Annotated in this window: 17 protein-coding genes; 7 read left to right on the top strand and 10 right to left on the bottom strand. The window is 72.3% G+C overall.

From position 1 onward, the window contains the following. Positions 1-24: 24 nt before the first annotated feature. The 3 genes from ACWC94_RS01505 to ACWC94_RS01495 are packed head-to-tail and all read right to left on the bottom strand — an operon-like array spanning position 25 to position 2,762. Positions 25-597, bottom strand: coding sequence for a protease inhibitor I42 family protein (locus ACWC94_RS01505; protein WP_450794308.1), 573 nt, complete (start codon positions 595-597; stop codon positions 25-27). 25 nt (positions 598-622) lie between these two features. Continuing rightward, positions 623-2,257: a peptidoglycan-binding protein gene (locus ACWC94_RS01500; protein ID WP_450794307.1), complete on the bottom strand. Its 1,635-nt coding sequence runs from the start codon at positions 2,255-2,257 to the stop codon at positions 623-625. A gap of 10 nt (positions 2,258-2,267) precedes the next feature. Next, positions 2,268-2,762, bottom strand: coding sequence for a hypothetical protein (locus ACWC94_RS01495; protein ID WP_450794306.1), 495 nt, complete (start codon positions 2,760-2,762; stop codon positions 2,268-2,270). Positions 2,763-2,912: 150 nt separating this feature from the next. Between ACWC94_RS01495 and ACWC94_RS01490 the strand changes: the two genes are divergently transcribed. Together ACWC94_RS01490 and ACWC94_RS01485 are read left to right on the top strand one after the other, a co-directional pair. Then, on the top strand, positions 2,913-3,308 hold the full coding sequence (locus ACWC94_RS01490) for a nitroreductase/quinone reductase family protein (protein WP_450794305.1): 396 nt from the start codon (positions 2,913-2,915) through the stop codon (positions 3,306-3,308). A gap of 19 nt (positions 3,309-3,327) precedes the next feature. Beyond that, the gene (locus ACWC94_RS01485; RefSeq protein ID WP_450794304.1) at positions 3,328-4,218 is read left to right on the top strand and encodes a DUF1963 domain-containing protein; all 891 of its coding nucleotides are present in this window, start codon (positions 3,328-3,330) and stop codon (positions 4,216-4,218) included. Between the two features lie 29 nt (positions 4,219-4,247). On the opposite strand, the gene ACWC94_RS01480 is transcribed toward ACWC94_RS01485, so the two are convergent. The 6 genes from ACWC94_RS01480 to ACWC94_RS01455 all read right to left on the bottom strand — a co-directional run bounded on the left by ACWC94_RS01480 (position 4,248) and on the right by ACWC94_RS01455 (position 11,706). Beyond that, the gene (locus ACWC94_RS01480) at positions 4,248-5,708 is read right to left on the bottom strand and encodes an aldehyde dehydrogenase family protein (protein ID WP_450794303.1); all 1,461 of its coding nucleotides are present in this window, start codon (positions 5,706-5,708) and stop codon (positions 4,248-4,250) included. After that, positions 5,705-7,435, bottom strand: coding sequence for an N-acyl-D-amino-acid deacylase family protein (locus tag ACWC94_RS01475; RefSeq protein WP_450794302.1), 1,731 nt, complete (start codon positions 7,433-7,435; stop codon positions 5,705-5,707). Before ACWC94_RS01475 ends, ACWC94_RS01480 begins: the two co-directional genes overlap by 4 nt. 118 nt (positions 7,436-7,553) lie before the next feature. Continuing rightward, positions 7,554-8,678: an LLM class flavin-dependent oxidoreductase gene (locus tag ACWC94_RS01470; protein WP_450794301.1), complete on the bottom strand. Its 1,125-nt coding sequence runs from the start codon at positions 8,676-8,678 to the stop codon at positions 7,554-7,556. 100 nt (positions 8,679-8,778) lie between these two features. Next, on the bottom strand, positions 8,779-9,549 hold the full coding sequence (locus tag ACWC94_RS01465; RefSeq protein WP_450794299.1) for an SDR family NAD(P)-dependent oxidoreductase: 771 nt from the start codon (positions 9,547-9,549) through the stop codon (positions 8,779-8,781). Positions 9,550-9,559: 10 nt separating this feature from the next. After that, positions 9,560-10,477: an LLM class F420-dependent oxidoreductase gene (locus ACWC94_RS01460; protein WP_450794598.1), complete on the bottom strand. Its 918-nt coding sequence runs from the start codon at positions 10,475-10,477 to the stop codon at positions 9,560-9,562. Positions 10,478-10,482: 5 nt separating this feature from the next. Then, entirely contained in the window at positions 10,483-11,706 is a 1,224-nt protein-coding gene (locus tag ACWC94_RS01455; RefSeq protein ID WP_450794298.1) for an amidohydrolase family protein, read from the bottom strand. Positions 11,707-11,895: 189 nt separating this feature from the next. On the opposite strand from ACWC94_RS01455, the gene ACWC94_RS01450 reads away from it, so the two are divergent. Together ACWC94_RS01450 and ACWC94_RS01445 are read left to right on the top strand one after the other, a co-directional pair. After that, the gene (locus tag ACWC94_RS01450) at positions 11,896-14,871 is read left to right on the top strand and encodes a BTAD domain-containing putative transcriptional regulator (RefSeq protein WP_450794297.1); all 2,976 of its coding nucleotides are present in this window, start codon (positions 11,896-11,898) and stop codon (positions 14,869-14,871) included. Between the two features lie 215 nt (positions 14,872-15,086). Then, entirely contained in the window at positions 15,087-15,311 is a 225-nt protein-coding gene (locus tag ACWC94_RS01445) for a hypothetical protein (protein WP_450794296.1), read from the top strand. 132 nt (positions 15,312-15,443) lie between these two features. Here ACWC94_RS01445 and ACWC94_RS01440 read toward each other — a convergent pair whose 3' ends face one another. After that, positions 15,444-17,063, bottom strand: a complete 1,620-nt coding sequence (locus ACWC94_RS01440) for a FadD3 family acyl-CoA ligase (protein WP_450794295.1) — start codon at positions 17,061-17,063, stop codon at positions 15,444-15,446. 93 nt (positions 17,064-17,156) lie between these two features. On the opposite strand from ACWC94_RS01440, the gene ACWC94_RS01435 reads away from it, so the two are divergent. The 3 genes from ACWC94_RS01435 to ACWC94_RS01425 are packed head-to-tail and all read left to right on the top strand — an operon-like array spanning position 17,157 to position 19,507. Beyond that, positions 17,157-18,320, top strand: a complete 1,164-nt coding sequence (locus ACWC94_RS01435; RefSeq protein WP_450794293.1) for a lipid-transfer protein — start codon at positions 17,157-17,159, stop codon at positions 18,318-18,320. A 6-nt stretch (positions 18,321-18,326) separates the two neighbouring features. Then, entirely contained in the window at positions 18,327-18,737 is a 411-nt protein-coding gene (locus ACWC94_RS01430; protein WP_450794292.1) for a Zn-ribbon domain-containing OB-fold protein, read from the top strand. Continuing rightward, on the top strand, positions 18,734-19,507 hold the full coding sequence (locus tag ACWC94_RS01425) for an enoyl-CoA hydratase/isomerase family protein (RefSeq protein WP_450794291.1): 774 nt from the start codon (positions 18,734-18,736) through the stop codon (positions 19,505-19,507). Before ACWC94_RS01430 ends, ACWC94_RS01425 begins: the two co-directional genes overlap by 4 nt. Positions 19,508-19,546 lie beyond the last annotated feature (39 nt).

The raw sequence follows: 19,546 nt of genomic DNA, 5'->3' as shown, positions 1-19,546 counted from the left end.
GGGCCTCGGTTCCGGTCGTCCGGGTCAGCGGACCGTGATCGTGAAGACGTAGAAGCCCGCGCCGACATGGGCGTGCGGGACGGCGGTGAAGGTGGGGTACGGAGACGGGGACGCCGTGCCGCCGGGGCTGGGGCTGGGGCCCAGGGTGGACCGGTCGTGGGGGCCGGGGCCGGTGCACGTGTCCAGGGGGCAGTGCAACAGCCGTACCGTGGCCCTGCCCTTCGCCCGGGCGGTGAAGCCGAACGACTGGGTACCGCCGGTGCTGCCGACGAGGTCGCTGCCGTCGCCGGACTCCCGTACGCCCCGGTACGTCAGCACGGCCGCGTCCGGCTTCGGGTCGGCCAGGTACCAGTGCTCGCCCAGGGTCGCGGCCGACGGGACGGTGAGGGAGAACCGTTTGCCCGGCTCGACGGTGACGGTCCGGTGATCGATGCCGTACTCGGCACCGGCAGCCCCGCCGGCCGTGGCCGGTGTGCTGGGCGCCGCCGTCACGCGGGGCGTGCCGGTGCCGCCGCCCCCGCCCTCCTTCCCGCAGCCGGTGAGGGCGAGCAGGCAGACGAGCACGGCCGGGCCGAGGAGTGGTGTGCGTGAAGTCATGGTCGGTCGTCGGTTCCCCGGTCTCTCAGTCCTGCGGCAGGTGCACGGCGTACGCGTTCGGCAGCCGGTTGTCGCTGGCCTTCGCCATGCCGCCGTTGACGAAGTCGTCCTCGCTGACCCAGGTGGTCTTCCCCCACGGGTTGTAGATCTCCAGTTTGTCGCCCTCCTGACCGACGATCATCATGGAGTGCCCGTGCCGCGTACCGTCCGCCTCGTACCCCTCGGCGTCGAAGGGCACCGGCCTGCCGTCCGCCACCGCCTTCTCGATGTCCGGCAGGATGGTGCGCCGGGAGTCCGCGTCCCGGACCTCGTGCAGAGCGTAGGAGCTGCCGGTCTCCGGGCTGATCTCCTTGTTGGAGATCACCTCCTGGCCCCGCAGGTCCATGCCGTCCCAGTGGGCACCGCCGTGGCCCTCCACGTGCATCCGGTGCTGTTCGGCGATGAGGCGCTGCCGGAACGCCGCCGGGTCGTCCTCCTGCCCGCCGGGGCCGCCGGTGAGCGAGAGGGCGTAGACGGGGTCGACCATGGCGCGCGCGGTGACCGTGGTGGAGGCGACACAGGTGCCCTCCTGTCCGTCGCCGCCCTGGGCCCACTCCTGGCCGTCGAAGTCCTGCAGTTCGGTGTTGAGGTTGGCGCCGTTGACGGGGTCCGTCCCCTCGTCCTTCAGGCTGTCCGCCCCGGTGACGATCGGCGACAGGTGCCGCTGCAGCCAGGCCGGGTCCTTGCCGTGGATCTTGCCGTCGAACGTCTGGATGTCGTCGACGCCGTGGCCCGCGGCGAGGGCCTTCATCAGGTACGCCTTCTCCTGCGGGGTCTTCGCGCCGGCGAGGAGCCGGTCCATCCGGGCCCGGTCGGCCGGCGAGAGCCCGTCCATGGCCCGGCCGGCGCGTTCCAGGTCGTTCGCGGTGAGGATCTCGTTGTAGTCGGCCGCGCCGGCCTTGCCACTGGTGTCGGCGAGCATCAGCCGGTCCACCGCGGACAGCCGGCCGGTGTGCATCTTCCCGGCGCGCGCCTCGGCCGCCCACTTGTTCAGGTCGCGGGCCGCGGCGCGCACGGCGTCGTCCGCGGCGACGGCGGCCTTGTGCATCAGCTCGACCCCGTCGGTGGCGAGCGTGCGGCCCGCGGCCAGGGCCGCCTTCTTCTCCGCCTTCTCCTGGTCGGTCTCGATCAGGCTGCCGATGTCGAAGAAGCTGTCCGGGGGGCCGAGCTTCTGCTTGGCCTGCCGCATCCTGGCGCGGCCGTCGGCGTCCTGCTTCTTCGCGGTGCCGAGCGCGTCGGCCAGCGCGTGCAGCGCCTTCGCGCCTGCCTGGAACGCCTCGGACATCCTGGTCGCGGCGCGGGCGGCGGCGGCCACGCCGTCGGAGGCGAGGACGCTGGTGTCGCCGACCCAGACCTCCGGCAGACCTCTGTGGGCCACCTTGGCCACCCGGTCGTGCACCTCACCGGCGTTGTGGACCTGGTCGCGGTAGCGCTTGCCGAGCGATTCGAGGGTGGCCGTGTCACCGACCGGCGCGGGGACGAGGAGCGCGTGGTCGATCTGGTCCAACAGGTCGTTCTTGTCCCCGGCCCGGGGAATGCTCGTGCACAGGCCGGCCAGCCAGGAGCGGCGGCCGGCCGGGGTCTCCAGGGCACCCAGCGGGTTCAGGTCGAGAAGTCCCATCGGCCCGCCCTCAGTACTCGGTCAGGGCCGACGGACGGTCGGCGTGCACGGGCATCGTGGTGACGGCGCCGACTCCGGCGGGCGTCGGCACGGTGGTGGGGTTCGGGCCCGTGGCGGGCGTCGGCATGGTGGTGACGTACGCGTTCCCCACGGGCGTGGGCAGGGTGGTGATCCCGCTCCCGATGCCCGCCCCGTCGGCGGACACGGCCGCGGCGCGCGTCGCCACGGCGTGGTCGGAGCCGCCGTACGCGCCCTTGGCGAGGCGCACCTTGCCCGCGAGTTCACGCAGGGCCGACTCCAGCGTGGCCGCGTCGTCCAGCCAGGCCGAGGCGAACGCGTTGAAGGCCGCCGCCGACTCGGCGCCGCCCAGGGCGTCCTGCGTGTAACACGCGTCGGTAACGACCGCCCGGTGTATGCGTCCCGCGTCGTCGCCGGCGCCGTCCAGTTCCTTCGCCTGGCCGGACATGCCGGACCTGACCGTGTAACCGTCCGAAGACGCGCCCATCACGCTCCCCCGTTTGCGCCGGCTCATGTCCGCGGGGGAGGCTAACACGCGTACCTCGTACGACCGTCCGCACGTCACAGGCCGCGCACGAGGCCGACACAGCATCCACGCGGGGCGCCGTCCGCGCCCGGGAGCAGGAGAGCGAGAGACATGGCAGGCCGCAGCGACCTCAAGCACCGCCTCGTGACCCGCTTCCAGCGGCACCTCGCCAACCCGCTGAACCGGCGGCTGCCGTTCCAGACCCTCCTGGAGACCACCGGCCGCACCTCGGGCCTGCCCCGGCAGACACCGGTCGGCGGGCGCCGCGTCGGGGAATCCTTCTGGCTGGTCTCCGAGTTCGGTCACAAGTCGCAGTACGTGCGCAACATCCAGGCTGATCCCCGGGTGCGCGTCCGCATCGCCGGCCGCTGGCACCACGGCACCGCGCACCTCCTGCCCGACGACGACCCGGTGACCCGTCTGCGCTCCCTGCCCCGCTTCAACAGCGCGGCGGTACGGGCCTTCGGCACGGACCTGCTGACGGTGCGGGTGGACCTGCGGGACTGACGGAGGCGACACTGCGCGCGTGAAGCTCACCACCGCCCCCTCCGCCGTCGAACCCGGCCGGGACTTCCCGGAGTTGCTGCCGCACGCCCGCACCGCCGTCCGGCTGCATCCGCGCCGCGGCACACCCGGCCCGCGCGACAGCCACATCGGCGGCCCGCTGCTGTGGCCGGCCGCCGAACCGTGGCCGCAGTGCGCCGACCACACGGACGTGAACGGCAGGGCGCACACGCTCCCGATGGTCGCGGTGGCCCAGTTCACCGCGGCCGACTTCCCGGAGATCCGCTTCCCCGACGGCACGGACCTCGTCCAGCTGCTGTGGTGCCCCGACTGGCACGACCAGCCGCACCCGGAGGGCTGGGGCCAGGCCTGCCGGCTCCACTGGCGCCGGGCGGCCGAGGTCACCGACCCGCTGACCGGGCAGCCGGACCCCACCGGGGAGTGGGACGACGAACCGGACATGGTCCCGCGCCCCTGCGTCCTGCACCCGGAGCGGGTCACGGACTACCCCGGCGACGAGGAACTCCCGGCCGGCCTCGGCGCCCGTTTCGAAGCCTGGCTCGAGGAACGGGGCCTGGCCGACGACCTCACCACGATCCCCGGCTACAAGCTCGGCGGCGCCATGAGCTGGGGCACGACGGACCGGCCGGAGCCCCTGGACTGCGGCGTCTGCGGGTCGCCACTGGAGCTGTTCCTCCAGTTCGACTCGGCGGAGTACTGGCTCGGCACCTTCGGCCCCGACGGCGCGCCCCACCGCTTCCGCCCGCTGGAGGAACGCGACACGGAGACCACCGACGCACTGGGCGACCCCCTGCGCGAGCCGGTGGGCATGGTCATCGGCCGCTTCAGCCACGGCGGTCTGTTCACCTGCACGTCCGACCCCCGCCATCCGGCGTCGTTCTTCACCCAGTGAGGCTCACCCCACCCTGGTGGACGTCCCGCTCACCCCGGCCACACGATCGCCTGCACCTCGCTGTACGCGTGCAGGGCGTACGAGCCCACGTCGCGGCCCACGCCGCTCTTCTTGAAGCCGCCGAACGGGGCCTCCATGTTGCGGCCGACGGTGTTGACGCCGACGCCGCCGGCGCGCAGCTGCCGGGCCACCCGGAAGGCGCGGGCCACGTCGCCGGACCAGACGTAGTCGATGAGGCCGTAGTCGGAGTCGTTGGCGAGGGCCACGCCCTCCTCCTCGTCGTCGAAGGGGACGACCACGACGACCGGTCCGAAGATCTCCTCCCGGGCCACCCGCATGTCGTTGGTGCAGTCGGCGAGCAGGGCGGGTGCCACGTAGAAGCCCCGGTCCAGCGGTGGCCGTTCCCCGCCCGCGACCACGGACGCCCCCTCCTTCCGCCCGAGTTCGACGTACGACTCGACCCGCGCCCGGTGCTCCGCCGAGATCACCGGCCCGACGACCGTGTCCGGCTCCCGTGGATCCCCGACCTTCAACCGGCCGGCGTATCCGGCGAGTCGGTCCACCAGCCGCGCGTACACCGCGCGCTGGGCCAGCACCCGCGTCGGTGCCGTGCAGATCTGTCCGCTGTAGAAGGAGAAGGTGGTGCCGATGCCGGCGGTGGCCGAGGCGAGGTCGGCGTCGTCGAACACGAGCGCCGCACCCTTCCCGCCCAGCTCCATCAGCTGGCGTCTCATGTCCCGCCCGCACACCTCGGCGATCCGCCGGCCGACGGCCGTGGACCCGGTGAAGCTGACCATGTCGACGTCGTCGCACCCGGCCACCGCCTCGCCCACGGCCACCTCCCGCCCGGAGACGACGTTCACCACGCCCGGTGGCGCCCCGGCCTCCTGGAGCGCCTCGGCCATCCGGTAGACGGACAGCGGATCCTGCGGCGCGGGCTTCACGACCACCGTGTTGCCCATGGCCAGGGCCGGCGCGACCTTGCCGGCCGGGTTGGCCCAGGGGTTGTTGTAGGAGGTGATGCAGCTGACGACCCCGACGGGCTGCCGTACGGCCAGGGCGCCCATCACCCCGGCCCTCCCCATCGGCCCGGCCTCGTTGATCTGCGGAGCGACGGCCCACTCGGCGGGCTCCACGCTCGCGTACCGGCGGAACCGGGCGGCGGCCACCCCGACCTGCATCGCCCGGGCGGTCCCGGTGGTCGCGCCGGTCTCCGCGCGGGCCAGCTCGGCGTACGGCCCCATCCGGTCACGGATGAGGCCGGCGGCCCGGTCCAGCACCGCCGCCCGCTCCTGCGGCCGGGTCCGCGACCAGGCCCCGAACGCCTCCCGGGCCGCCGCGCAGGCCGCCCGCGCCTGCTCCGGCGAGGCCTCCGGCGCCCAGCCGACCGTGTCCTCGGTGGCCGGGTCGGTCACCGGGTAGTGCCCGCCGTCCGGTTCGATCCACTCCCCGCCGACGAACAGCCGCTGCCCGTCGCTCACCGGACTCACCGCGTACCCACCGTCCGGGTATCGGTCCCCGACCGCAGCACCTTCCCCGGCACGGCCCCGGTCACCACGTCGTCCCGGATCGCCTCGACCCCGTTGACCCACACGGCCCGCACTCCGATCGCCGTGGAGTCCAGGCGCGGGCTGTCACCCGGCAGGTCGTGCACCAGCCGGGCCTGCCCGGCGTCGATCCGCTCGGGATCGAAGAGGACGAGATCCGCGTGCCAGCCCTCCCGCACCCGCCCCCGTTCCCGCAGCCCGAACAGCCGCGCCGGATCGTCGGTCAGCATCTTCACCGCCTGTTCGAGGCCGACCAGCCTCCGGCCGCGCAGACAGTCCCCGAGGAACCGGGTGGTGTACGGCGCCCCGCACATCCGGTCCAGGTGCGCGCCCGCGTCCGAGCCGCCGAGCAGCACGTCCTCGTGCTGCCAGGTCTCGGCGCGCAGCGCCCAGGAGGCGGGGTCGTTGTCGCTGGGCATCGGCCACAGCACCGTACGCAGCTCGTCGTTGGCGCAGATCTCCACCAGACAGGTGAAGGGGTCCTGCCCCCGCTCCTCCGCGATGTCCCCCACGACCCGTCCGGTGAGCCCCCGGTTGGCCTCGCTGTAGGTGTCCCCGATGACGTACCGGCCGAAGTTCGCCAGCCGCCGGAAGACACCCGCCTCCTTCGACCGGGCCCGCCGCAGCATCTCCTCCCGGACGGCGGGGTCCCGCAGCCGGGCGATGCGCTCCGGCACCGGCAGCCCGAGGACCGGACCCCAGCCCGGGATCAGGTTGAGCGCGCAGAACGTGCCCAGGGACATGTTCATCGGCGTGAGGATCGGCATGGTGAGCGCCACCACCCGCCCGCCGGCCTTCCGGGCCCGCTCACTGGCGCCGAGCTGCCGTGGCACCCGCCCGGGTACGGCCGCGTCGACGGTCAGCACGTTCCAGTTCAACGGCCGCCCGGCCACCGCGCTCATCTCCACGAGCAGATCGATCTCGTCGTCGCTGAACTGGTCCAGGCAGCCGGTGACGATTCCCTCGATCTGTGTCCCCTCGTGCTCGCCGACGGCACGGGAGAGGGCCAGCAGCTCCGCCGGCTTCGCGTACCGGGAGGCGACCGGATGTCCGTCCCCGTCGGAGTGGGTCGACGACTGGGTGGTGGACAGCCCCCAGGCCCCGGCGTCCATGGCCTCGTGCAACAGCCCGGCCATCGCGCCGAGCTGCTCCTCGGAGGGCTGTCCCCCGACCGCCTCCGGCCCCATCACGTACCGCCGCAGGGCACAGTGCCCGACCATGAAACCGGCGTTGACGGCGATCCGCCCCTCCAGGGCGTCCAGATACTCCCCGAAGGAATGCCAGCTCCAGGGCGCCCCCTCCTCCAACGCCACCAGGGACATCCCCTCCACCTTGGACATCATCCGCCGGGTGTAGTCGGCGTCCTCGGGCCGGGACGGGTGGAGCGGGGCGAGGGTGAACCCGCAGTTGCCGGCGGCGACCGTGGTCACCCCGTGGTTGAGGGAGGGCGTGGCGTACGGGTCCCAGAAGAGCTGGGCGTCGTAGTGGGTGTGGGGATCGACGAAGCCGGGGGTGAGGACGAGACCGGCGGCGTCCTCGGTGGTGCGGGAACCTTCGGTGATCCGGCCGACGCGGGCGATACGGCCGTCTTGTATGCCGACGTCGGCGGTGCGGGCGGGGGCGCCGCTCCCGTCGACGACGGTCGCCCCGCGGATGACATGATCAAGCATGCGGTAACTCCTTGAGACACGTGCGGGACGCCTACTGAGGGGCGCGGGGCTGTATCGATGTGCGGCTCCGCCGCGTGGGCGCGACCAGCCACGCACAACCCGCGCCCCGCAACGGCGCTTACGAGGCAACCGCTGCCCGGAACCGCGAGGTCCGGTGGACCGGATCCGTGTCGATCTTCGGGATCACGTGCTCACCGAGGAGCCGGATCGTCTGCAGCGTCTCCTCCTTCGGCACCCCCACCGGCAGCCCGAAGCTCAGCTGGTCGGCCCCCGCCTGCTCCCACCGCTTGCACTGCCGCAGCACCTCGTCGGGGTCGCCGCAGATGAGCAGTTCCTCCTCCACGAGCAGTTCCACGAACTCCGGCGTGTACGGGGGCAGCGTCTCCGGCCACACGGGGAAGCCCTCGGGCCGGGGGAAGGTGTCGTGGTACCGGAACACCAGCGAGGGCAGGTAGTGCAGCCCCCCGTGCACGGCGATGTCGATCGCCTCGGCGTGCGTGGGCGCACAGATCGCGGTGGTCGTCACCATCACGTTGTCGTTCACGAAGTCCCCGACGGGTTCCGCGTTCACGATCGCCGTCTTGTACTGCTCCAGCACCCATTCCATGTCGGAGACCTTCTGGATGCTGAAGCCGAGCACGCCGAGCCCCTTCCTCGCGGCCATGGCGTACGACGGCGGCGACCCGGCGGCGTACCACATCGCCGGGTGGGACTTCCCGTACGGCTTCGGCAGGACCTTGCGCGGCGGCAGCTGCCAGTGCTTTCCCTGGAAGCCGGTGTACTCGTCCTGGAGCCACATCTTCGGGAACTCGGCGATCGTCTCCTCCCAGATCTCCTTGGTGTAGTTCATATCGGTCACACCCGGTATGAACCCGAGGATCTCGTGCGAGCCGGCGCCCCGCCCACTGCCGAACTCGAAGCGCCCCTCGCTGAGGTGGTCCAGCATGGCGACCTTCTCGGCGACCTTCACCGGGTGGTTGACCTGGGCGAGGGGGTTGAAGATCCCCGATCCCAGATGGATCCGCTCGGTCGCGTGCGCCAGGTATCCCAGGAACACGTCGTTGGCCGACAGGTGCGAGTACTCCTCCAGGAAGTGGTGCTCGGAGGCCCAGGCGTACTTGAAGCCGGACTTGTCCGCCTGGATGACGTACTCGGTCTCCTCCATCAGCGCCCTGTGCTCGGCCAGCGGGTCGGTCTCGGCGCGTTTGCCCACGTATCCCTGTACAAAGAGCCCGAATTCCACGGCGGTTCACCGTCCCCAGTCAGTTCTGACGTTCCGTCAGATGCTGTTCGTCGGCCGACTGTCGCACCGGCCGCCGTGACCGTCAATAGCTGACGGCCAGTCAGATCACCGAGACCCCCGCCAGCCACCCCCCGTCGATCACGAACGGCTGCCCGGTGATGTACGACGAGTCCTCCGAGGTGAGGAAGAGCGCCAGCCGGGCCACCTCCTCCGGCTGCCCCACCCGCCCGAGCGGCACGAGCTTGCGGTACAGCTCGTCCAGCGCCCGGCTCATCTCCTCCGGGTCGGCGTCCGGGTCCAGCCGGGCCGGATTGGACATCGGGGTGTCGATGGCGCCCGGGCAGATGGCGTTGACCCGGATCCCGCGGGCCGCCAGCTCCAGCGCGGCCACCCGGGTCAGCCCCAGCACGGCATGCTTGGTCGCGGCGTACGTCCCCACGGCCGCCATACCGGTCAGGGCCGTGTAGGACGCGGTGTTCACAATCGTGCCCCCGTCGGCCATCTCCGGCGCCACCGCCTTCATCCCCAGGAAGCAGCCGACCTGGTTGACCTGCACGACCTGCATGAACTCGTCCAGCGGGGTGTCCACGAGGGCGTTGAACCGCAGGATCCCCGCGTTGTTCACCAGCCCGTCGATCCGCCCGTACACCGCCTTGACGGCCCCGACGGCCTCCCGCCACCCGTCCTCGGTGCCCACGTCGAGGTGCACGTACACCGCGCCTATCTCCTCGGCCAGGGCCTCCCCCTGGTCGTCGAGCACATCGGCGACGACCACCCGCGCCCCCTCCGCCCGGAAGAGCCGCGCCTCCTGCTCGCCCTGTCCGCGCGCCGCCCCGGTGACGATGACGACCCGCCCGTCCAGCTTGCCCATGGTGTCCTCCTCACTGCAGCCGGGGTGCGACCTGAGTCCCGAACAGCCCGACCTGCTCGATGAGTTCGGCGCGGCTCCGGCTGCGGAACCGCACCTGGATCTGGTCCACGCCCATCGCCCGGTACGCCCGCAGCGACTCGGCGATCTCCTCCGGCGTCCCGGCGAGGGTCCGCCGCCCGACCTCCCAGCCGGGCCGCCCGACGTACAGCGGCTCGGTGATCGCGCCGACGGTGAACGGCCCCAGCGCCCCCGCCTCCTCCCGCAGCCGCCGCAGCCGGGCGATCTGCGCGGGCAGCCGATCCCGCGGATCCCCCTGGGGCAGCCAGCCGTCGCCTTTACGTGCGGCCCGGCGTACGGCGGCGGGCGAGGAGCCGCCGACCCACAGCGGTATGTCCGGCTGCGCGGGCCGCGGGCGCTGCCCCAGCCCGTCGAAGTCGTGGAACTTCCCGTGGTGCTCCGGGAACTCCTCGGGCCCGAGCGCGGCCCGCAGCGCGTCGATCGTCTCGTCGAGCACGGCCCCGCGCCGCTCGAAGTCCACGCCGAGCGCCTCGAACTCCTCCCGCACATGCCCGGCACCCACCCCGAGGATCAGCCGGCCGCCGGAGAGGTGATCGAGGGTGGCGTACTGCTTGGCGGTGAGCAGCGGGTGCCGTAGGCCCACGACGGCCACATGGCTGAGCAGCCGGACGCGTTCGGTCACCGCGGCGAGATGGGCGAGGGTGGCGACGGGGTCGTACCAGACCGTGCTCATGGCCGGGGCGAGCCGGCGCGGGACGGCCACGTGGTCGCAGCAGGCCAGGTAGTCGAAACCGGCGCCGTCCACGGCCCGCGCCACGGCCACCAGGTCCTGCGGTCCGGCGCCGGCCTCCCAGCCCTCCGCGTACAGGGTGCTCTGCGACTGGACGGGCAGCTGGATGCCGTACGCCAGGGCGCTCACCGCCACAGGCCTTCGGGGGTGAGCCCCAGCAGCTCGATGGCGTTCCCCCGTACGATCCGCTCGACCACGTCCGCCGGCAGATGCCCCATCTGCGCCTCGCCGACCTCACGGGACTTCGGCCAGGTCGAGTCGGAGTGGGGATAGTCGGTCTCGTACAGCACGTTGCCCGTGCCGATGGCGTCCAGGTTCCGCAGGCCGAAGGCGTCGTCGAAGAAGCAGCCGTAGACGTGCCCGGCGAACAGCTCGGACGGCGGCCGGGTGACCTTGTCGGCGACCCCGCCCCACCCCCGGTTCTCCTCCCACACCACGTCCGCGCGCTCAAGGATGTACGGGATCCACCCGATCTGTCCCTCGGCATACATGACCCTGAGGTTCGGGAACCGCTCGAACTTGCCGCTCATCAGCCAGTCGACCATCGAGAAGCAGCAGTTGGCGAAGGTGATGGTGGAGCCGACGGCGGGCGGGGCGTCGGCCGAGGTGGAGGGCATACGACTGCTGGAGCCGATGTGCATGGCGACGACCGTGCCGGTCTCGTCACAGGCCGCGAGGAACGGGTCCCAGTCGTCGGTGTGGACGGACGGCAGGCCCAGGTGCGGGGGTATCTCGGAGAAGGCGACGGCCCGCACCCCGCGCGCCGCGTTCCGCCGGACCTCCTGGGCGGCCAGCCCGGCGTCCCACAGGGGGATGAGGGTGAGCGGTATGAGCCGGCCGTGGGCGTCGGGCCCGCACCACTCGTCCACCATCCAGTCGTTGTAGGCGCGGACGCAGAGCAGGGCGAGTTCCTTGTCCTCCGCTTCCGCGAAGGTCTGCCCGCAGAAGCGGGGGAAGGTGGGGAAGCAGAGGGCGGACTGGACGTGGTTGACGTCCATGTCGGCGAGCCGGGCGGGCACGTCGTACGACCCGGCCCGCATCTGCTCGTACGTGATGACCTCCAGCCTGACCTGGTCCCGGTCGCACCCGACGGCGGTGTCGAGGCGGGTGAGGGGCCGCCGCAGGTCCTCGTAGACCCACCAGTCGCCGAGGGGCCCCTCGGTGCTGCCGGGTTCGCCCATGACGGGCTTGAAGCGCCCGCCCAGGAAGGTCATCTCCTTCAGGGGCGCACGCACGATCCGGGGCCCGACGTCCAGGTACTTCTTCGGCAGCCGGTCCTGCCAGACGGTGGCGGGCTCCACGGTGTGGTCGTCGACGGAGATGATCAGCGGGAACTGTGTGGTCTCCATGGGCCTCACCGTAGCGCTGATCTGACGGTCCGTCAGCTACTGTGTCGGTCCCCGGGACTGCGAAGAGGGTGTGAGGGCTTTGTGGACTGAGCCGCACCACCGCGCGATCGGCGTCTCCCCCGGCTGACGGAACCGCCCCTAACAAGGCAAACTGACGGGGTTGTTCGAGATGTCGAGGGGGACGAGCGCATGGATGGTGGGCCGCGAGTGCCTGAACAGCGGCGTCCCGGCTCCGTGACCGTCACGGAGCCAGAGGTGCTGCGGTTCGGCGTGCTCGGTCCGGTGCGGGCCTGGCGCGGCGAGCAGCAGCTCAGCACGGGGTCCCCCCAGCAGCGCGCCCTGCTGGCCGCCCTACTGCTGCGCGAGGGCCGTACGGCGACGGCACCGGAGCTGATCGACGCGGTGTGGGGCACCGAGCCCCCGTCGCAGGCGCTGGCGGCACTGCGCACCTACGCCTCCCGCCTGCGCAAGATCCTGGACGCCGGCGTCCTGGTCAGCGAGTCCGGCGGTTACGCGGTGCGTGTGCCGGGCGCGGGTGCGCTGGACCTGGCGGTCGCGCAGGACCTGGCGGCGGAGGCGGAGAAGGCACGGGGCGCGGGCAACCTGTGCCGGGCCCGCGAACTGCTGAACCAGGCCCTCGGCATGTGGGACGGCGAGGTCCTGGCGGGCGTCCCCGGCCCGTACGCCGAGGCCCAGCGGGTCCGCCTGGAGGAATGGCGCCTCGGCCTGCTGGAGTCCCGCCTGGACATGGACCTGGAGCAGGGCTGCCACGCGGAGGCGGTCTCCGAACTGACGGCGCTGACGGCGGCGCACCCGCTCCGTGAACGCCTGCGCGAGCTCCTGATGCTGGCCCTGTACCGCAGCGGCCGGCAGGCGGAGGCGCTGGCGGTCTACGCCGACACCCGCCGCCTCCTGGCCGAGGAACTGGGTGTGGACCCCCGCCCCGGCCTGCGGGAACTGCAGCAGCGCATCCTCCAGGCGGACCCGGCCCTGGCGGAGCCCTCGTCCCCCGCGGCGGAACCCGCGGTGGTCCCCGTCCGCCCGGCCCAGCTCCCCGCCTCCGTCCCCGACTTCACCGGCCGTGCGGCCTTCGTCGACGAACTGAGCGAGGTGCTGTCGTCGGCGTCGGAGGCATCCGGGGCGACGGGCCGGGTGATGGCGGTCTCGGCACTGGCCGGCATCGGCGGCGTCGGCAAGACGACCCTGGCGGTGCACGTGGCCCACCGGGCACGGGGGACCTTCCCGGACGGCCAGCTGTACGTGAACCTGCAGGGCGCGGGGGCGCGTCCCGCGGAACCGGAAACGGTACTGGGCTCCTTCCTGCGCGCGTTGGGCACGTCGGACTCGGCGATCCCGGACGGCCTGGAGGAACGCGCGGCCCTGTACCGCTCCGTCCTGGACGGCCGCCGGGTCCTGGTCCTGCTGGACAACGCGAAGGACGCGGCACAGGTCCGCCCGCTGCTGCCGGGCACGGAGGGCTGTGCGGCGCTGGTGACGTCCCGCGTCCGCATGGTCGACCTGGCCGGAGCACACCTGGTCGACCTCGACGTGATGTCCCCGGACGAGGCGCTCTGCCTGTTCACGCGGATCGTGGGCGAGGAGCGGGTGGCGGCCGAACGCGAATCCGCCCTGGACGTGGTGGCGGCCTGCGGCTTCCTCCCGCTGGCCATCCGTATCGCGGCCTCCCGCCTGGCCGCCCGCCGCACCTGGACCGTCTCGGTCCTCGCGGCCAAGCTCGCGGACGAACGCCGGCGCCTGGACGAACTGCAGGCCGGCGACCTGGCGGTGAAGGCCACCTTCGAACTGGGCTACGGCCAGCTGGAACCGCCCCAGGCCCGGGCCTTCCGCTTGCTGGGCCTGGCCGACGGCCCCGACATCTCCCTGGCCGCCGCCGCGGCGGTCCTCGCCCTCCCCGTGGAGGAGACGGAGGACCTCCTGGAGTCCCTGGTGGACACGTCCCTGCTGGAGTCGGCCGCCCCTGGCCGCTACCGCTTCCACGACCTGGTCCGGCTCTACGCGCGTGCCTGCGCGGAGAGGGACGAGCAGCCGCCGAGCGAGCGGGAGGCCGCGATGTCCCGGCTGCTGGACTTCTACCTGGCCACGGCGGCCCAGGTGTACGCGATGGAACGGCCGGGGGACCGGCTGGTGGATCACCTGGAGAAGACCGGTGTCCCCGGCCTGGTCTTCACCGACCGCCGCACCGCCCGGGACTGGCTCTACTGCGAGGCCGTACCGCTCCTGGCCTGCGTACGGCAGTCGTCGAGCGGCGCCACGTTGCGCAGAGCCGTCGACCTGCTGTGGGCGGCGGTCGACCTCGCCGAGTCGGGGGCGAACTTCAAGGAGTACGAGGCGGCCGGCATCGTCCTGCGCAAGGCCTCGCACGCCGCGTCCGACATACGGGCCGAAGGCCGGGCCATGCTGGTTCTGGCCAACGCACGCCACTGGTCCGGTCAGTTCACCCAGGCATATGAGGAGGCACGGCAGGCACTCGCCCTGTCGGAGGCCGCCCAGGATCCCCTGCCCTGCTGCTGGGCCGCGAACATCCTCGGCATCTTCGCCTACTACCAGAGCCGCTACGCCGAGGGGGAGGCCTACCTGGAGCGCGCCATCGCGGACTTCCGCGCCTGCGGCGACCTCTCCGGCGCGGCAGCGGCGCTGTGCAACCTCTCACGCCTGCACCTGCAGACGGACCGGGCCGACAGCGCGGTGCATCTCGCGCGGCAGGGCACCGAGATGTACGAGGACCTCGGTCACTCGCTGAAGGCGGCCAACGGCCACTACGCCCTCGGCCTGGCCCTCGGCAAGAGCGGGCAACTGGCCGATGCCGGGGCTCATCTCGGTCAGGCCCTGCACGTCTTCCGGGCCAGCCGGCAGCGTCTGTGGGAAGGGATGACCCTGTTCCGTCTCGCCGAGGTGGACCTGCTCGCCCAGCGCCCCGCCCAAGCCGCGGCCAACGCCGAGATGGCGCTGACGCCCCTCAAGGAGATCGGCGGCGAGTGGCGCCGCGGCAACGTGCTGACCGTACTCGGCAAGGCGCTGAACGGGATCGGCCAGACCGGCAGGGCACAGGTCTGCTGGCGCGAGGCACTCGTGATCTACGAGCAGCTGAACTCACCGGAGGCGGCGGAGGTCCAGGCGCTCCTGGCACCGGCCGCCGCGGCCTGACCTGGACGCTGTCGCGGCGTTCATCGATCGTTTATCGCCCCACGGCAGTCTCATGGATACCGGGCCGTCGTGTCGGGGGGCAGACGGACCAGCCGGTGAGACCGCCGCACTCGCGATCTAGAGTGGGCGGCTCCAGCGGCCCATCCGGCCGCACTCGGGGGAGTGTCCGGATGGGCCCGCCACAGCTGCAACGCAATCTCCAAGGGGAGCACCTGATGAGCGACATCATCAAGGACGAGCCGGTCGTCAAGCCGGACAACACGCACATCACCGACGCCAAGGCCGGCGCCGAGATCAAGCCGCTCAACACCCACATCACCGACGCCAAGGCCGGCGCCGACGTGAAGCCGCTCAACACCCACATCACGGACGCCGAGGCGGCTGCCGCCGACGGCACGGTCACGCCGGACAACACCCACATCACGTCCGACCCCAGCTGATCCATCACCCACAGGGGGAACGGCCGCGACGGCACCGAGGGGGAGCCGTCGCGGCCGACGTGTGTCCGGAAAAGACGGGCGGACGCCCGGCCCCTCTGTCCTGTCACTCGCCGAGAGGCCGATGGGGCTACCTCACCCCCTCCCCCGCAAAACCCCCTTCACCACCTTCCCGCTCGCGTTCCTCGGCAGTTCCGGGACGAACTCGACCAGCCGCGGCACCTTGTAGTTCGCCATCTCCCGGCGGGACCAGGCGATCAGGTCGTCGCAGGTGAGGGGTGAGCCGGGGCGGCGGACGACATAGGCCTTGGCCACCTCGCCGAGGCGGGGGTCGGGGACGCCGATCACGGCCGCCTCCCGGACATCCGGGTGCAGGGCGAGGAGTTGCTCTATCTCCGCCGGGTAGGCGTTGAAGCCTCCGACGATGAACATGTCCTTGATCCGGTCCGTGATGCGCAGGTTGCCCAGCTCGTCCAGGACACCCACGTCGCCCGTCCTCAGCCAGCCGTCCGGGGAGATCGCCTCGGCCGTCGCCGCCGCGTCCTCGTAGTAGCCCCGCATGACGTTGAAGCCGCGCACCAGCACCTCGCCCGAGGTGCCGGCGGGTACCGGGGCACCCGCCCCGTCCACCACCCGCACCCGCGTACCAGGGATCGCGCGGCCGGAGGTGGACGCGATCACCGACGGGTCGTCGCCGCGCCGGCACATCGTGACGATGCCGCTCGCCTCCGAGAGGCCGTACGCCGTGAGGACCGTGCCGACGCCCAGTTCGCCCCGCAGGCGTTCCACCAGCCGCAGGGGCACCACCGCCGCCCCCGTCACCACGAGCCGCAGTGCCGACAGGTCGTGGGTGCCGCGGGACGGGTGGTCCAGCAAGGACTGGTGGAGGGTCGGTGGGCCCGGGAGCACGGAGACCCGCTCCGCCGCGATGTTCGCCAGTGCCGTCTCCACGTTGAACACCGGTTGCGGGATCATCGTCGCCCCGCGCATCAGGCAGGCGATGACCCCGGCCTTGTAGCCGAAGGTGTGGAAGAAGGGGTTGACGATCAGGTAGCGGTCCGACGCACGCAGGCCCGCCAGGTCCGCCCAGGTCTCGTACGCCCGGAGGGTCTGGCTGTGCGTGATCACCGCGCCCTTCGGGCGGCCCGTCGTACCCGACGTGTAGATGATGTCCGAGACGTCACCGCCGTCCAACTCCCCGGACCGGGCGCGCACGTCGGCGGACGGCACCCCTTCCCCTCCCGCCAGGAAGTCCTTCCAGGTGCGGAAGTCCGGGGGCGCGTCCTCCGACAGGACCACCACCTCCTCCAGTTCCGGCAGGCCGGGCAGCGGGCCGCCCCGGCCACCCCCTCCGGCCGGCACCCCCGGCGCCCCCTCCCCCGCCGCCCTGCGCAGGCTCGCCACGTACGACGTGCCCAGGAACGTGCCCGTCACGAAGAGCAGCCGGGCGCCGCTGCGGCGCAGTACGTCCGCCGCCTCCGTGCCCTTGAAGCGGGTGTTCAGCGGGACCAGGACCGCACCCGCCGTCACCGCGCCGAGGGCCGACACGATCCAGTCCAGGGAGTTGGGGGCCCAGACCGCCACCCGGTCTCCCGTCTCCACACCGCTCGCCAGGCAGGCCGCCGCCGCGCGCTCGACCCGGGCGCCCAGCTCGGCGTACGTGATCCTCGTACGGCCCTCGACCACGGCCTCGGTGTCCGCGTACCGCGCGGCCGACCACCGCACCAGTTCCGGGATGGTGTCCCACTCGGTCACGACAGCCTCCCCAGCCAGGAACACAAAGAGCTGACTGTCCGTCAGATTAGCTGTAATCTGACGGACTGTCAGGACAGTCGGGAGGGGGACGCCGTGGCAGCCACAGCTGGGAACGGGCTCAAGGACGCCACCGCCATCGTCGGGATCGGGCAGACCGCGTTCGCCAGGCACCTCGCGGAGGACGAGAGGACGCTCGCCTGCCGGGCCGTGCTCGCCGCCCTCGACGACGCGGGGATCCGGCCCGGCGAGGTCGACGGGCTCGCCTCCTACACCATGGAGGAGACCGACGAGGTGGAGCTGGCGAAGGCCGTGGGGTTCGGCGACCTCACCTTCTTCAGCAAGGTGGGGTACGGAGGGGGCGGCTCCTGCGCCACCGTCGCGCACCTCGCCGCCGCCATCGCCTCCGGGCAGGCCACCGTCGGTGTCGCCTGGCGCTCGCGGAAACGGGGCAGCGGGCCCCGGCCCTGGACCAGCACCACCGTGCAGCTGCCCACTCCGGCCCAGTGGACGCGGCCGTTCGGCCTGCTCCGCCCGGCGGACGAGATAGCCATGCTGACCCGCCGCTACATGCACGAGTACGGTGCCACCCGCGATCACCTCTTCAACATCGCCCTCGCCTGCCGGAACCGGGCCAACCAGAATCCGGCCGCCGTGATGTACGAACGGCCCCTGACCCGCGAGATGTACATGACCTCCCGGTGGATCAGTGAGCCGCTGTGCCTCTTCGACAACTGCCTGGAGACGGACGGGGCCCTCGCCTGCGTCCTCGTGTCCAGCGAACGCGCCCGGGACTGCGCCAGGAAGCCCGTGTACGTCCACTCCGCCGCCCAGGGCCTGCCCGCCCAGCACCACGGCATGGTCAACTACTGGAACGACGACCCCCTCACCGGCCCCGCCTGGACCGCGTCCCGGCACCTGTGGAAGCACGCCGACTTCACCCCGGACGACGTGGACGTGGCGCAGATCTACGACGCGTTCACCGCCCTCGTGCCGCTCTCCCTGGAGGGATACGGCTTCTGCGGGCGGGGGGAAGGGGGCGCGTTCACCGAACAGGGCGCCCTGGAGATCGGGGGGCGGCTGCCCCTCAACACCAGCGGGGGCGGGCTGTCCGAGGCCTACGTCCACGGCTTCAACCTCATCAACGAAGGGGTGAAGCAGCTGCGCGGAGCCAGTACCGCGCAGGTTCCCGGAGCCGCCACCTGTCTGGTCACAGCGGGGGAAGGCGTCCCGACCTCCGCTCTGCTGCTGAGGAGTTGATCCAGTGTGCTGACCCCCGTCACCGACACCGACGGCGCCCCCTTCTGGGAGTACGCGGCCCGCGGTGAACTGCGCGTCCAGGCCTGCGGCGACTGCCACGAACCCCGCTTCCCGCCCCGCCCCTGCTGCCCGCACTGCCAGTCCTTCTCTAACGAGTGGCGGCCCACCGACGGGCGCGGACGGATCTGGTCGTATGTCGTGCCGCACCCGCCGCTGCTGCCCGGCTACGCCGAACAGGCGCCGTACAACGTCGTCGTGGTGGAACTGGAGCACCACCCGCGGATCCGGCTGGTGGGGAACCTGGTCAGCCGTGCCGGGGCCCGGCTCGACTCCGTCGATCCGGGGCGCCTGAGGATCGGTGCCCGGGTGCAGGTGGTCTTCGGCGACGACGGGCTGCCGCAGTGGGTGCTCGCGTGAGCACGGTGCGGGTGGACGCCGACAAGGACAGCGGGGTCGCCGTCGTCACCCTCGACCGGCCGCACCGGCTCAACGCCATCGACCTGGACATGGCGCGCGAACTCGCCGGGGCCTGGCGGGCGTTGCGGTTCGACGACTCGGTGCGGGCCGTCGTGCTCACCGGGAGTGGGGAGCGGGCGTTCTGCACCGGGATCGACCGGGACGTCGTCGTGCCGCAGCCCTCGTCGCCGTACTCGCAGGACGATCCGCTGCTGCGGATCGGGCCGAAGGCGAACGACCTGTGGAAGCCCGTCGTGGCCGCCGTGCGCGGGATCGCCTGCGGAGGTGCCTTCTATCTGCTGGGCGAGAGCGAGTTCGTCGTCGCCGATCCGGCGGCCGGGTTCTTCGATCCGCACACCACGTACGGCATGGTCAGCGCCTACGAGTCCCTGCTGATGGCCGCGCGGATGCCGTACGGGGAGGTGGCCCGGATGATGCTGATGGGCACCGCCGAGCGGATCTCCGCCCGGCGGGCCCACGAGATCGGGCTCGTCTCCGAGGTCACCGAGCCGGGTGGGGCGTTGGCGGCCGCCGTGCGCTGCGCCGCCGTCATCGCCGGGTACCCGGCGGAGGGGGTGCAGGGGACCGTGCGGGCGTTGTGGGCGGCGAAGGAGGCGGCGCTCGTGCAGGCGTTCGCGCAGGCACCGCACCTCATCGCGCTCGGGAACCTGCCGGCCGGGCGGCAGGCGGAGCTGTTCGCCGGGAGACGGCGGGAGTTCCGGCTGCGCTAGGCCCTCTCGTTTGGACCATCCCGGCGTCGCAGGGGCTGG

This window comes from Streptomyces sp. NPDC001135, assembly GCF_053598395.1.
This window is presented reverse-complemented; position numbering and strand designations above follow the sequence as displayed.